At 64.4% G+C, this 13,321-nt stretch carries 12 protein-coding genes and 1 tRNA gene; 3 read left to right on the top strand and 10 right to left on the bottom strand.

The features are described from left to right. Positions 1-24 precede the first annotated feature (24 nt). On the bottom strand, positions 25-1,359 hold the full coding sequence (locus AC5Y5V_RS06230; RefSeq protein WP_499931894.1) for a M20/M25/M40 family metallo-hydrolase: 1,335 nt from the start codon (positions 1,357-1,359) through the stop codon (positions 25-27). A gap of 83 nt (positions 1,360-1,442) precedes the next feature. Between AC5Y5V_RS06230 and AC5Y5V_RS06225 the strand changes: the two genes are divergently transcribed. Then, positions 1,443-1,528 (top strand) — tRNA-Leu (locus AC5Y5V_RS06225). On the opposite strand, the gene AC5Y5V_RS06220 is transcribed toward AC5Y5V_RS06225, so the two are convergent. From AC5Y5V_RS06220 to AC5Y5V_RS06205, 4 genes are all read right to left on the bottom strand, one after another. Beyond that, on the bottom strand, positions 1,510-3,156 hold the full coding sequence (locus AC5Y5V_RS06220) for a recombinase family protein (protein WP_011560558.1): 1,647 nt from the start codon (positions 3,154-3,156) through the stop codon (positions 1,510-1,512). The two genes, AC5Y5V_RS06225 and AC5Y5V_RS06220, sit on opposite strands and share 19 nt — an antisense overlap. A 189-nt stretch (positions 3,157-3,345) precedes the next feature. Continuing rightward, positions 3,346-4,845 (bottom strand): replication initiator, encoded by a 1,500-nt coding sequence (locus tag AC5Y5V_RS06215; RefSeq protein ID WP_011560559.1) that lies wholly within the window; start codon positions 4,843-4,845, stop codon positions 3,346-3,348. Positions 4,846-4,849: 4 nt separating this feature from the next. Beyond that, on the bottom strand, positions 4,850-6,295 hold the full coding sequence (locus tag AC5Y5V_RS06210; RefSeq protein ID WP_017205322.1) for an FtsK/SpoIIIE domain-containing protein: 1,446 nt from the start codon (positions 6,293-6,295) through the stop codon (positions 4,850-4,852). A gap of 92 nt (positions 6,296-6,387) precedes the next feature. Continuing rightward, positions 6,388-6,732, bottom strand: a complete 345-nt coding sequence (locus AC5Y5V_RS06205) for an SCO3933 family regulatory protein (protein WP_011560561.1) — start codon at positions 6,730-6,732, stop codon at positions 6,388-6,390. Between the two features lie 253 nt (positions 6,733-6,985). On the opposite strand from AC5Y5V_RS06205, the gene AC5Y5V_RS06200 reads away from it, so the two are divergent. Together AC5Y5V_RS06200 and AC5Y5V_RS06195 are read left to right on the top strand one after the other, a co-directional pair. Beyond that, on the top strand, positions 6,986-7,786 hold the full coding sequence (locus tag AC5Y5V_RS06200; protein WP_011560562.1) for a hypothetical protein: 801 nt from the start codon (positions 6,986-6,988) through the stop codon (positions 7,784-7,786). A 6-nt stretch (positions 7,787-7,792) separates the two neighbouring features. Beyond that, positions 7,793-8,260: an NUDIX hydrolase gene (locus AC5Y5V_RS06195; RefSeq protein ID WP_005110618.1), complete on the top strand. Its 468-nt coding sequence runs from the start codon at positions 7,793-7,795 to the stop codon at positions 8,258-8,260. An 8-nt stretch (positions 8,261-8,268) separates the two neighbouring features. Here AC5Y5V_RS06195 and AC5Y5V_RS06190 read toward each other — a convergent pair whose 3' ends face one another. The 5 genes from AC5Y5V_RS06190 to AC5Y5V_RS06170 form a co-directional block, all read right to left on the bottom strand. After that, a complete protein-coding gene (locus tag AC5Y5V_RS06190; RefSeq protein WP_005110615.1) occupies positions 8,269-8,805 on the bottom strand; it encodes an HD domain-containing protein in 537 nt (178 codons plus the stop codon). Between the two features lie 349 nt (positions 8,806-9,154). Next, positions 9,155-9,397 (bottom strand): hypothetical protein, encoded by a 243-nt coding sequence (locus AC5Y5V_RS06185; RefSeq protein WP_005110614.1) that lies wholly within the window; start codon positions 9,395-9,397, stop codon positions 9,155-9,157. Next, complete coding sequence (locus AC5Y5V_RS06180) at positions 9,394-11,169, bottom strand: ThiF family adenylyltransferase (RefSeq protein WP_011768281.1); 1,776 nt, start codon at positions 11,167-11,169, stop codon at positions 9,394-9,396. Before AC5Y5V_RS06180 ends, AC5Y5V_RS06185 begins: the two co-directional genes overlap by 4 nt. Beyond that, on the bottom strand, positions 11,166-12,179 hold the full coding sequence (locus AC5Y5V_RS06175; RefSeq protein WP_005110610.1) for an SMODS domain-containing nucleotidyltransferase: 1,014 nt from the start codon (positions 12,177-12,179) through the stop codon (positions 11,166-11,168). The genes AC5Y5V_RS06180 and AC5Y5V_RS06175 overlap by 4 nt, the downstream gene beginning before the upstream one ends. Then, positions 12,166-13,281, bottom strand: a complete 1,116-nt coding sequence (locus AC5Y5V_RS06170) for a CBASS cGAMP-activated phospholipase (protein WP_011560565.1) — start codon at positions 13,279-13,281, stop codon at positions 12,166-12,168. Before AC5Y5V_RS06170 ends, AC5Y5V_RS06175 begins: the two co-directional genes overlap by 14 nt. Between the last annotated feature and the right edge of the window lie 40 nt (positions 13,282-13,321).

Raw genomic sequence — 13,321 nt, 5'->3', positions numbered from 1 at the left:
AGTCCTCTCGGGTGATTCGGGTGATCAGCAGTGGGTCAGAAAGTGGGTCAACACTTCGGTGCCGAACCGCAGCGCATCGATGGGTACCCGCTCGTCGATGCCGTGGAACAGCGACGTGAAATCCAACTCCGGCGGCAACCGCAGCGGGCTGAAGCCGAAGCACCGGATTCCCAAGCGCGCGAAGGCTTTCGCGTCGGTGCCGCCGGACAGCATGTACGGCACCGTCCGGCCGTCGGGATCGACCGCCAGCACCGCGGCGTTCATGGCATCGACCAGGTCACCGTCGAAGGTGGTCTCGTAGGAGGGCAGGTCGCGGATCCACTCGCGGGTGATGTCCGGGCCAAGCACCTCGTCCACCTCGGCCAGGAACGCCTTCTCCCGGCCGGGCAACACCCGGCAGTCCACGACGGCCTCGGCGGTGGCCGGGACCACGTTGGCCTTATAGCCGGCCTTGAGCATCGTCGGGTTCGCGGTGTCGTGCAGGACGGCCTTGAGCATGCGGGCCATCGGACCGAGCTTCTCGATCATGCCCTCGAGGTCCGGCGACTCGGCGTCGAACGGCAGGCCGGTTTCGTCGCTGATGGCGCTGAGGAACTGCACGACGGTGTCGGTGAGGACCAGGGGGAACCGGTGGCGGCCCAGCCGCCCGACCGCCTCCGACAGCACGGTGACGGCGTTGTGGTCGTGCACCATCGAGCCGTGTCCGGGTTTACCACGGGCGGTCAGGCGCAGCCATTGAATGCCCTTCTCGGCCGTCTCGATCAGATAAAGGCGGCGCTCGCCGCCATCGCGGCGCGGCACCGTCAGCGAAAACCCGCCGACCTCGCCGATCGCCTCGGTGATGCCGTCGAACAGGTCGGGCCGGTGGTCCACCAGCCACTGCCCCCCGTAGGTGCCGCCGTGCTCCTCGTCGGCGACGAACGCGAACACCAGCTCGCGCGGCGGCACGATGCCGGACCGCTTCAGGTGCCGGGCGACCACGATCATCATGCCGACCATGTCCTTCATGTCGACCGCGCCGCGGCCCCAGACATAGCCCCCCTCGACCGCGCCCGAGAACGGGTGCACGCTCCATTCGGCGGGTTCGGCGGGCACGACGTCGAGGTGGCCGTGGATCAGCAGCGCGCCCCGCGCGGGATCCGCGCCGGGCAGGCGGGCGAAGACGTTGCCGCGGCCCGGCGCCCCGGATTCGACGTATTCGGTCTGGTAGCCGACCTCGGCGAGCTGCTCGGCGACCCAGCGGGCGCACTCGGCCTCGCCCTTGGTGGTCGCGGGATCGCCGGTGTTGGTGGTGTCGAACCGGATCAGCCTGCTGACAACCTCGACCACGTCATCGCTCACAGTCACCTTTCCTACCACCTTTCGGACGGACTGCTGGCCAGCTGGGTTGGGCGCGCGCACGGCGATCCGATAGCCTTAGCTGCCAACTTCACGTTGGCCGGGTCCGAGTGGCGGAATGGCAGACGCGCTAGCTTGAGGTGCTAGTGCCCTACTAATGGGCGTGGGGGTTCAAGTCCCCCCTCGGACACATCCGGCGACACGACTCAGGTCGGCAGTCGCCGTGACTCGCCGAAGATGCGGGTCGTAGTCGAGACGCAGGCCCAAGCTTGCGTACACCTCGGCGCGCTCAGCTCCGGTTGCCGCGCCGAGGATGACCGACAGTCCGCCTAACTCCTTAACTAACTCACTGATCTCGGCGGCACACATGGCGCGGGGCCGCTCCACTCGCTCAACGCGTGCCCTCAGCTCGTCGCGCTCGGCGGTACGTTGACGCAACGCAGCAGTTAGATCCTCAACGGCCACGCCAGACTCCACGGCGGTGATCAAGGCAGCCACTTTGGCATTCGCCTCGCTCAGCTGGCGCTGCAAGGCGGCGTAGCCAGGTCCGGCCGCCGGGTCCACGTCTTGCCCGCGTGCGAGGTCTTCTGGATCGGCCAGAGTGGCGATCCATTCGTCGAGTCGCGCTGTCACTGCGTCTTCGCGGAGATAGACGGTGCGCGGATGATCACTCAGGTCCACAGGTACAGAACGTGACTTGCCGAACTCACAACGGTAGAGGATCCGCGTTGTTTGCTTCCCCGGCCGGGCGGCGCCCTGCATTCGCCGTCCACATGCGGCGCAGAACAGCAGCCCACGCAGCGCATACGGCACTGTCGATTCTCTGCTGCACACGCGACCGGGACCACGCCGCGCCTGCATCCGGAGACGAACAGCCTGCGCCAGCTCATCAGGGATCAGCTCTTCGTGCGTGCGTCGATCGGGTGCGATCCAGTCGGCCCGATCGCGCCACCGCATGCGAGTCTCATATCCCGCGGCGACATCATCGGGGTTCAAAAGGACCTCATACTTCTCCTGCTTGCCCCAGACACGGATACCGCGGTACGCAGGGTTGTCGAGAATGGCGCGGATCGCCGAATGGGACCATCCACGTGGGTCACGATGCCGGTTCCGTGCCGGGTCGTATTGGCTCGGTGATGGCACTCCATCGTCGGTGAGCTGCTGTGCGATGAAGCGCAAGCCAGCACCATCGGCATACATGCGATAGATCCGCTCGACGGTCGGGGCGGTCTCGGGGTCAGGCTCCAGGCGGTGAAGACGCTGCCCAAGACTTGCCTTGGCGGGGTTTGGGTGCGGGCCGGCATCGACGAGTTGATAACCGTACGGTGGGCGACCGCCGAGGTATCTGGTTGTGTCCTGCGCGAGTGCCGACATCGCGGTACGCACGCGCATCTGGATTCGCGCACGTTCTCCCTTGCTCATTCCGCCAAAGAGCGTCATCACGAGGTCGTGTGCCTCGGATCCGGGATCAACCGCTCCGCCAACTTCAGGCACCCATAGGCCGACCCCGTAGTGCGTGAGCACCGGGAAGGTGAGCGCAAATTGCGGTCCGTAGAACGCGCGAGCAGGTTCCCCGATCACGACGGCATCGAAGCCACGGCCACGAGAAGTGACATCTGCGAGCAGACGTGAAGCCTCCGGCCTGCGTTTCCAGGGAAGCGACCGGCTCTGGCCTATATCGAAGTAGTCGGCGGCGAGGACGCCGCCATGCGGACTGATCAGATCGATGGCACGACGTTTCTGCCAGCTGCGGCTCGCCTCCGGATCTTGGGCGTCCTCGGTACTCACTCGGCCATAGAAGGCGAACCTGAGGCTCATGCCACTCCCCTCCCTGATCTAGGCGTCCGGTCCCGCATAGCCAGTATGACGTTTACCAGCGCGCGGTTGGCCTCGCGCGGGAGCCGATACCGGTTCGGCAGGTCAATTTCAACACCTCCCTCTGACATGTTCGGAGCATCGACTCGAACGTCACACTCGGAGCGAGCATGTGTCGTAGTCGGGCATCTTTCAGCCATCGCTTGCCCCTAGCGGATCCCATTGTTCGTTGTGGGCTTGGCGACGTGCTTCTACCAGTCCGATGAGGCGGGAGTGGATGCGTTGGAGGGCCGCGGAATAGACGAGACTGCGATCGCCGAGGCTGCCGAGGCCGGCACGTTCGAACTCCCACGCCACCAGATCATCGCGACCGGCGAAGTCACAGTTGGGATCGTATTGGTATGCAGTGCTTTTCAAGCGTTCTTCACGCGTCCAAATGGCGCGCTGTTCGCGCAGCACGGTCATGGTAGTGGAATAACGGCGGGATTTGCTGGTGATGTGGCCGCGGAATCCGAGGGTGTGCAACCACCGCCCGATGCCGGACAGTCCTTTGTCCGCGAGATCGCTGATGGTGGTCAGGATGGTCCGCACATGCTCTGACACGTCCAGGTCGGGTATGGCTTCCGTAGATAGGCGGCGCGCGCTGATTCCGAGGTCTACCAAGGATTTGGTGACATACTTGGCGAGATAGCGTGCCACCAGCCGGCCAGACATGGACCGTCCTGAGCCTGACCCTGGTTCTGGTTCTGGTTCTGGTGGAGCACTTTTCACTGGTTTTGCGGATGCGGCGAGGGGTTGGGTGTCGATCTGTGTGCCGAAACGCATCGTCCGCGCATCGGTATCAGCGGTCGGATCGTCGATGGTGAGCGTGACGGTGCGGGCGGCGTGTTGGATGATGGTGGCGAGTTCGACTGCACCGATGGGTGATTCCCAATCGGTCTGATCGGGGTCGTCTTGGGGGTCCAGGCGGATCAGGGCGTGGATGTGTGGGATGGCGCGGGCTTGCAGTTCGACGATTTTGATGAAGCTCACCCGCACCGCATCCGGATCCACACCGGTGGCTTTCAGTTCTTTGCGGAGGGTGCGCCGCATGGTGATGGTGAAGCGTCGCCACAGTTCGGGAAGATGCCAGGCGAACAGGACATGCCCGGCATAGTCGTAGCACTCCGGACAGAGCGGCTGACCGACCCGCTCGTCGCCATGATCATGGGACATGCTGCACCACAATTGTTTTCCATGCGGGCAGCGGCGGTAGCCGCCGATCCGGTGCTGGTCTCGGCATACCTGCGCTTTCTTGTCCCCCGACGTCGTGGCGGTGTGGACGGCCCCGAAGCTGGGGGCAGTCAGGGTGAGGAAAACTTGCGGATGATCGCCCACCGCGGTGGGCATGCCGTGGTGGCCTCCCGCAGCGCCGGCGTGCACGAGTTGCCAGGTGTCGCGGGCGTAGAGATCTGAACACGACGGGCAAATGTGGGCGCGACGGTTGTTGCACCGCGTCCACACCACCCGCTGACGCCCGTACTCATCGGTACCGATCAGCTGGATGGGGTGAGCGCAGAATCCGACGGATTCTGCTCGTCGCCACCAGGATTGGTATCCCATCGACGCGGCCCGGCGCACCATCTGCTCGACCACTCGGGTGGTATCAACTGTATCCGGAACACCCGGCAGGGCAAGCTGCGCCGATGTCATGGAGCTATTCACCGCTGCCCTCACCCACGGTGTGCCCGGTATCGGTGTTGTGTGGCTGGTGGGTCTTGTTCGGTCGGCTCGGGGGTCGGCGGAACCGAGTGGCCAGCGCGGTGATGTCGTGGTCGGTGACGTGGAAGGCCCGCACCCGCTGGGCGTAGGCGGTGCCGTCAACCATCATGTAGCCAACACCCGGTGTCGCGTCGGGGATGCGGTCACATTCGGCGCCGGCATCGCGTGCTCCCTGTCCCAGGACCATAGTGGTTTGGGTGGCTTCAGTCAGGCGCAACCCGATCCGCACCGTGAACAGCTGCCTTAACGGCAGGGTGTCTTTGGCGGGGTCTTGCACCGCGGCGACGACGCTGATGCCGACTGCGCGGCCTTGCGAGAGCAGGAGGCCCAGGAGTTGTTCGATTTCGGTGCGGACCTTGCGGTCGGTCACATACGCACTCAGTGCTGCGATTTCATCGATCACTACCACGAACAACGGCTCCGACGTCGTGGGAGTGTGTAGTCGGGTGTGGCCGCGCAGACGATTCGCCCGGGCGTGCATCACCGTGACGAGCTGGCGTAGCAGCTCCAGGGTGGTGTCGGTGGCGTCGTGGGTGAACACGGTGAACAGGGGTGCTCCGGCACCGAGTTCCATGCCACCTTTGGGGTCGATGACACATAACCGCACCAGTCCGGTCTTCACCGCGGGGGCGATGCCGGCGATCAACGACCACAGCACTGAGCCTTTACCTGCGCCGGTTGCCCCGGCGATCAGCACATGGTGACCGAGCAGCGGCACTTGCCACCAATGCCGCGTTTCGGTGATCCCGACCCGCACCAGCGCCAGGTCCACCGGGGTTGCCGGGGCGGGCATGGGCAGGACGATCGGTTCAGCGAGCACGTCTGCCCGCATTAAAGTGATGCGCAGTTCGCCAGGCGAGGTGGCGGTGATGCTGATGCGGTCGGCGCGCCACGCGGCGGCCAGCGCGTCGGACTGTTTATGCCAATCTGCCACGGACTGGCCGGTGACGATGCGCACCGCCAGCACATCGGTGGTTTTACCGATTGTCACCGTGCGCAGGGTGGGAGTGAGGGTGCGGCCGCCGAGTGTGGCCGTCAGGCCGTGCAAGGTGCAGGTCGATTCCCAGGTGCGGGTGTAGCGCGACCACGTGAGCCAGCGCCGCCGTACCGGTTCGGTCACCCAGGCGCGAAATGACCCCGGTTGGAGCCAGGCCCAGCCCGCATACCCGGCACTGCACACGATCGCGCAGATCAGGCCCACGCGTGGGCCGTGGCTGATGGCAAGCACGAGGCTGGCGATGATGGGCACGTTGATCGCCGGGAACAGCACCGCCCACCAGAGCACATACCCGGCTGCGGTGAACAGCGACATGACCAGTTCTCCGAACCAGTCGTCATCGCCTGATCCACTGTTGGTGGTGTTCTTATTGTTCGATGTCATGAGAGATGCCCTCCGTGAGCGTGTGGTCAACAGCAATGCCCGGGGTGGCGGGGTGCGGTGATCGGTTCACCGCACCCCACACCCGCTTGGGGTTACTTCTGCGGGCGTGTCTGCTCACTCGGCGCAGCACCACTGGCGGTGGCGGGGGTGAGGGCATCAGCGCGGAACGCCACCCCGCTGCGATCACCTTGGGCCCACGGGATGGCCACCAGACCAACCACCGAAATAGACTGCGTGACTGTAACTTTGGGGTCTCCTGCCACGGTGACATTGAGTACTTCGCCGCCGGAGTCATCCAGCGCGAGGACCTGGGTGGCGTACATCGGCATCCCGGTGGCGGTGTCGACTTTCGGGGCGCCGGTTTCGAAGTTCAGCCGTGGCTCCGGAGCGCGGGTGACGATAAAACGAGTTCCAGACGTATCGATTCTCAAACGCATTGTCCTACTAGTCCTTTCGTGAGATGTTGACGCCGGTCCGGCGCTGGATTCAGTTCACGTGGACATCACGGACGTTGCGAGAGACATGTGCCGACATTTCCGACACATCCACGGGCATTTCGGACACGGCCGGACATACCCACGGACATCACACCGACACTATCGCCGCAGGGTGGCGGCAATCGCATGGCAAACTAGACACCACGCGCTGAAGGATGGATACGGACGACACGGGAAGATGTGCGCTGACACGATGGACGAGCAGGACGGCACCGAGGCCGCCATCACTCCCAACGATCGCCTCGCGCAGCGGCTACAGGCCAAAGGTCTGTCCTCGCAGCGGTTCGCCACCGCGGTGGGTGTCGATATCAAGTCGGTGCGACGCTGGCTGGCCGATAGCGACTACAGAATTCGCGAACACAACGCCCGCAGCGCCAGCGAGGTGCTCGACTGCACTCCGCATGACCTGTGGCCCAAGCAGTACCCGGCCGCTACCCCCCGTGCAGTGACAACAGCGTCTGCGGGTGGGCCATTCACCGCGACCCTGTATGCCAGCCGTACTCAGCTGCCGATCACGACGTGGCAGCAGCATTTCGCCGACGCCACCACCGGCATCGACATCCTCGTGCTCGCGGCCACGTTCCTGTTCGACACCCTCGACGGATTCCTCGACACCCTGCTCGCCGCCGCCGCCCGCGGTGTGTCGGTGCGGTTTCTCGTCGGGGATCCCGACACTGCGACCACGATCTTGCGCGGTGAGGAGGAAGGGATCGGCGAGGCTGTCATCGCCCGCTGCCGCACGTCGGTGGAGTTGCTCGCCCCTCACGCTTGTACCCCGGGGCTGGACATTCGCACCCACGACACCGCGCTCTACACGTCGATCTTTCGGGTCGATGACGCCATGATTGTCAACTTCCACATCTACGGCTCACCCGGGCGCAACAACCCTGTGCTGGTTCTGTCACGTCACCATGAGCCAAGGCTCTGGACCACCCTCGAAGACGCTTTCACCCAGGTCTGGAACCGCGCCAGACCGCTGACCGCGAAAGGCTGACCCCCGATGCGCACCGACTACTACAATGACCCCAACGCCCCGGCGCCCAACAGTGTCGTTCCGTCCGCCTCGGCCATCGTCACCGACGAACAAGGTCGTATTCTGCTGATCAAACGCCGCGACAACACCCTGTGGGCGTTACCCGGCGGCGGACACGACATCGGCGAAACCATCGCCGACACCGCCGTGCGGGAAGTCAAAGAAGAAACCGGGCTCGACGTCGAAGTCACGGGTCTGGTCGGTGTCTACACCAACCCCCACCACGTGGTCGCGTTCACCGATGGCGAAGTGCGCCAACAATTCTCGCTACTGTTCGCCACCACGGTGCTCGGCGGGACCCTCGCCATCGACCACGAAAGCACCGACATCGCCTGGACTGCCCCCGACGACATCGCTGGCCTGGATATGCATCCGTCGATGCGACTGCGCGTCGAGCACTACCTGCAACGCCGCGACAGCCCCTACCTCGGCTGACCGCTGGGCTACAGCCAGTCGCGTACTCGCCGGACCGCCGCCAACAATTCGTCGCGGCCCGCGTCGACCGCCCGGTGCACCGGGTCCTCGGATCCATAACGCGCCAACACGTCGCGTAGTCGATCTCGCGGTGATATCGGCGCCCCGTCAGGTCCAGTCGTCAGATCGCAAAAAGTCAACGCATCAAGGACATTGCTGGGCGGATCGCTGAACGCGGACAAACCCGACAAGCCCCGCTCGGCAGCCTCCGCGTGCGCTCCGGTATGAAAGGCCACCAAGGAAGCGACCAGCTCCCCGAAACCCGCCGATCGCACGAACTCCGCTCCATCAAGGGGATGAAAACCGGTCCGGCGCACCGACGGTGCGTAACCGATATCGTGCAACCACCCCGCCGCGACCAGACAGTCCGCCGTTTGAGCATCGAAACGCCGGCTCAACCGCTCGGCAGTCGTCGCGACCCCCCGGACATGCGCCAACCGCCGCGGCTGCTCAGCCAGCCGCGCCTCGGCCTCGCGCCGTGCACGCTGCGCCAAAACTACGCTCACAACCGCCAGCCTACGAGCCCCAGCACCATGCCGCAGCCCCGTCGCGGCTGATGGCGCAGATCCTGGACACCCGCGACCCGCAGGAACCGGCGGCCACCAGCAGGCTTCGCTACGCTCGCTCTGCTCCCGTCCGCTGGCGCTCCCGTCCGCGCCGCTCCCTGCGCTCCGCCCTCCGTCCGCCGCCACGCATGCATGCACCCACGACCGGCGCCGGAACTAAGTCGCAGGCCACAGCGCTGGCATCACGACGAGGCGCAGCTGCCCTCGCTGCTCGCCGCATCGAGACGCCGCGAGCGGCAGGCCGGACCAATAGCCTGACCGTCGCTGACCTGCGATGTGAGAACTTTCTTTACTGGTATCGAGACACCTGCTCGATACAGCGGCGAAGGCGTACCGCCGCTAACAGGAAGAAGTGCAGGTCACGTTCAAGAGTTTGGAGTTCCACGTGGTCGGCGTGCCGCTTGTTGAAGCGTCGGTCGATGCGTCCTGATTGGAGCGCCACGGCGTTGATCCAGTTGGTTGCCTCGGTGCGAAGACGCTCGACAATGACGCCCTCTGATGGGGCATTGCGTTGACGTTCCGTTGCCCTCATTCTGTCCCTGCTGTGTGATCCATGGGGTGCGTTACACCGGGGAGGAAGTGGTGTCGGGGGCCGCTGGCCGCGTGCGGCAGAGCGATGAGGTGTGTGCCCGAAACCGCGGAGTCCGGTTGTTGGAGGTGGCTTCCGATCAGGTTGACGAGTGTGGCTGCGACCGCTACGAGGTCGGCTGCCGAGCCGTGGAATGTGGGGACCGAGCAGCCCCTGGTTGGTATAAGTTCGTCATCGCTGGGTTCTTGCCACAGCGTGTGGTAGAGCTCAAGTCCGCTGTCGCCCTGGATTGTTCGGCCAGCGTCTTGATCGATGCTGGAAACTGTCGCTGTTGCGCTTGCGGCGCACAGCACGGCTAGGCCGAGCGTGCCAGAGCGAGCGTCTGTGGCGACCTGAGCGATCAATGCCTTTCGCGTCGGCGCAGTTGCCAACGCATCGAGACAGCTCGTGATGCCGTTGTTCACTGTGGCGTCGATGATGAGATCCGCTGCCAGGCATGACGTGTGGTCTTCTGGGAGGTGCCCTTCTGCGACGGTGACCGTCAGGTCATCACGGATCGCGCGGAGCCGTCCAGCGAGTGCCTCGGCTTTGGAACGGCCAATGTCGTCTTCGACGTAGTTTTGTCGGACGAGCAAGCCGCCGGTGACGATGCCAGGGTCGCACACGGTGATCTCCGATGCTCCTGCGCGAGCGATGAATTCGGCGATCCATGATCCGAGCCCGCCGCAGCCCCAGATGTGGACAGTCTTTCGTTGAAATCCGTTCACGGGGCGGCCGTCGTCGCGGCGGGTTGTCACTTCGGGTCGTTCGTCGGACATCCTGCACCACTCAATCGGGATTTCAGTGTTGATCTTCGCGGGGTCGAGAACAACCCCCACACCCCGTTGCTGCGCGACCTCGCGGAGCGCATTCGCCGTTGGGGTGGGGAGCCGTCCGCCCAAGAGGTGGGGTGGGCCTCCAGCGGGGTGCGGCACGGCGAGGACGAAGTATTGCTCGGCGTCGTGGTGATTTCGTAACGCACTCGCCAGGAGGGCGGTGAGGAACGCCGGCGATTGCGGTGCGATCCGGGGAGCCCGTCCTTCGAGGCGGTCAAGGTAGGGGTCGTCCAGGAGAGCAAGCAGTAGCGCGAATGTGGATGCGGCACCGAACGGCAGCGCGGTGGCCAGGGTAATTACCGGTACGCGATGCCCGGCAGCTCCAGGCGAGTACGTCAGGTCGTATCGGTGCGTTGACCGGGCGATCAGGTGAGCCGTTTGGTGGCGCTTCGCCGGTCCGGGTTCTCGGGTAACGATCGTCGGTGTGTCATGTGCCTGATGCGGCACTCCGCCAACAGCGTGGTACATGGCGGTGGCGGCGTCGAAGTTTCCGGCGGCCGCGTCGACGAGCCAGTCCCAAAGGCGGGTGAGTAGGCCGGCCACACCAAGCGTCGGCTGCCATTCCCGTGAAGGATCCAAATAGATGCATAGTCGTTGACCCGCGAGCACATGGGGGTAGCCGAGAAACCGAGTGTGATCAACGTCGATAGCCGGTAGCGAGTACGAAGAGGGGCGAAGCTGAAGGATGAACTCCTCGGTCTCTTGAAGTTGCAGGCCACCCGGATGATGCGGGATGGCGGCCGTGCGTAGCGAGATGCGGAGCGACGCCTCGCCGCTAGCGTCGAGCGTGGGTCTTCCTCGGACCTGGATTTCGTTGGGACGTTGTTGCGCTAGCGCTTTGAGTTCGGCGAGGAGATGCTTCTGCCAGCCCGTCAGCGTGGGCTGGTGGCGTCTGGTCACCCTGCCCGACCAGAGCGCCCCACTGTTGAGTCCGCGGCAGAGGTGGCTGCTGGAAACTTCGCGCTAGCGGTTGTTGTGGCCGGCGCCTTGAATCCGTCGCCGAAGATGTTCTGCCACAGCTGGACACTGCGGTCTTTGTCTTTCTCCTCGTAGGCCGCTTCGATGTCGGCGGCATGCACGTGGATTCGGTCACGGAAGTAGCTGTAGGTCGCCTGAGCGCTCTCGGGGTCTGGTCCCCACCGGTGGTCGAACGTCACGCCGGAACCGGACGGGTCGGCGATGGAGGGCTTGATCGGGTTCGCTTGCAACCAGGTGTCGAGGTCTTGCACGACATGAAGAAGAGTTGTGGGGACGTTGCTGTAGTAACTCGGGTCCAGGAGCTTGCGCAAGTCTGTTACCTGCTCCCCCAGCATGGTGGTCAGCAGGACTGAACGTGTGCCGGTGAACGAATTCTTGTGATCACGAAGGTATTTCATGAGTCTGATCACTTTGCGTAAGTTCCCGCTGGCGATAGAGTCCTGTTTCTTCATCCAATCGGTGAAACCCTGCGGGTTCGTCAGCTCCCACTCGTTGTCGTCGCGGTTGACGATGACCTCTCGACCGTCGGCCAGGTTGAGGTGAGGGACGATGTCGACGTGCATGGAGTTGGCGTAGACGAGCCGCGCGCAGCGGCACTTACGTGAGTGCGGCATGGTGCCGTAGGTGCTGTGCCGATGCAGGGCTGCGTAGACCTCATCGATGTAGGTCTTGGGGTTGTCGGCCCAGTCCGGGTTCTGGCTCATGTCGAGCATGAAGTCGGCGTCGAACTCGTTGTCACCGACGGGGTTGATGATCGTGCGGTGTGCCCAGGAGCCTTGCGGCGTCTTGCCGGTGATCAGCGCACCGATTTCGACGTCGGCTTTGAGTGCCTTGTAGATGGCTTCGACGCGCTGGTTGAGTAGGTCCAGTTTGAACTGGCTGAGATTGACCGTGTCTTTCAGCAAGACGTTGAAGTGGTCAGCGAGTTGCATTGGGGGCCTCCGTGTGTGAAATGCTGCCCGGATCGTCGCGGTGTCGGCGTCCGTTCACCGGTGTGTATGCGGGCGCCTGGTGGTCAGCGAATTTCGCGGTGTAGCTAGGGCTGAGTTCTCGGCTGACTGAGGCAGCGAGGCCGGCCACGTCCTTTGGGTCCGCCGAGTCCAGTGCGTAGAGGCCGCCGGGCACTAGAGCGTCGAAGCGCGTGTAGTTGGATTTGCCGATCAAGTGTTCGGCGAGGCCCTGTCCGCCACGGCTGCTGGCGTTAAGGATCAGCGGGGCAATCGGTCTTGCCCAGTGTAAGAGTCCGCCGCGGTCCAAGCGCTTGGGGTGATCGGTCAGCTGATCAATGGTGCCGACGTTGAGGACGGTAATCGCGTCGAGAGGAACACCGAGCATGCTGACGGCCTCGGCGATCGCGACGACAGCCGGGTTGTTGGCCCATACTCCGCCGTCAATGAGCCTGTGTCCGTCGACGTACGCCGCGGGGAAGTACAGCGGCGCCGCCGAGGTCGCCAGTGCAACGTCCACCATCGGTATGCGCCAGTCGCGGGTCAGCCGTGTGTGGTGCGGAGTCTTGAAGATGTGCACGGCCCCGCGTTGTACATCCCACGCGGGAATGACGAGTCGCTTCGTGCTGTCGCCAAGGAGTCGGGCTCCGAGGACGCCGGTCAACGCTTGCCGCAGCGCCTCTGCGTCATAGATGGGCGATCTCAGCTGCCGTGGTCGGCGCCATCCTCGCCGCCTCGACGCCGGAAAGACTTTCTCGACCAGTTCTTCGTAGTGGGAGACAATCTCCTTCGGCGTGAGGCCCGCACCGAGACCCAGTGCGACGATGCCGCCCGCCGACGTGCCAGCAATGAGGTCGAAGGAATCGGTGATCCTAACGCCCAGATCCTGCTCCAGACGTGCAAGCACATGCGCAGTGAACAACGCCTTGGCGCCCCCTCCATCGAGAGCGAGGACCTGGAAGCGCTCGGGGCGCGGGCCAGCCGCCTCGCGCTCGGCTGCTGGATAGACCTGCGCGGCGAATTCGCCAGGTCCCGGCGAGGACGTACCATTATCAAGGTTGGCAGGCGTCGCGGGAACTACATCCATGTAACTAGACTACGCCGCTCCGCCGACAACGACCTAGCCG

Source organism: Mycobacterium sp. NGS68 (assembly GCF_059812195.1).
The sequence above is the reverse complement of the archived record's forward strand: the minus strand, read 5'-3'. Positions and strand labels throughout refer to the sequence as shown.

Coding starts and splice junctions, on each gene's coding strand:
- AC5Y5V_RS06215 (WP_011560559.1), bottom strand. CDS start 4,845: ATGACATCGGCGCAGCTTGCCCTGCCGGGTGTTCCGGATACAGTTGAT.
- AC5Y5V_RS06170 (WP_011560565.1), bottom strand. CDS start 13,281: ATGGATGTAGTTCCCGCGACGCCTGCCAACCTTGATAATGGTACGTCC.
- AC5Y5V_RS06200 (WP_011560562.1), top strand. CDS start 6,986: ATGGACGAGCAGGACGGCACCGAGGCCGCCATCACTCCCAACGATCGC.
- AC5Y5V_RS06175 (WP_005110610.1), bottom strand. CDS start 12,179: ATGCAACTCGCTGACCACTTCAACGTCTTGCTGAAAGACACGGTCAAT.
- AC5Y5V_RS06185 (WP_005110614.1), bottom strand. CDS start 9,397: ATGAGGGCAACGGAACGTCAACGCAATGCCCCATCAGAGGGCGTCATT.
- AC5Y5V_RS06195 (WP_005110618.1), top strand. CDS start 7,793: ATGCGCACCGACTACTACAATGACCCCAACGCCCCGGCGCCCAACAGT.
- AC5Y5V_RS06205 (WP_011560561.1), bottom strand. CDS start 6,732: ATGCGTTTGAGAATCGATACGTCTGGAACTCGTTTTATCGTCACCCGC.
- AC5Y5V_RS06210 (WP_017205322.1), bottom strand. CDS start 6,295: ATGACATCGAACAATAAGAACACCACCAACAGTGGATCAGGCGATGAC.
- AC5Y5V_RS06220 (WP_011560558.1), bottom strand. CDS start 3,156: ATGAGCCTCAGGTTCGCCTTCTATGGCCGAGTGAGTACCGAGGACGCC.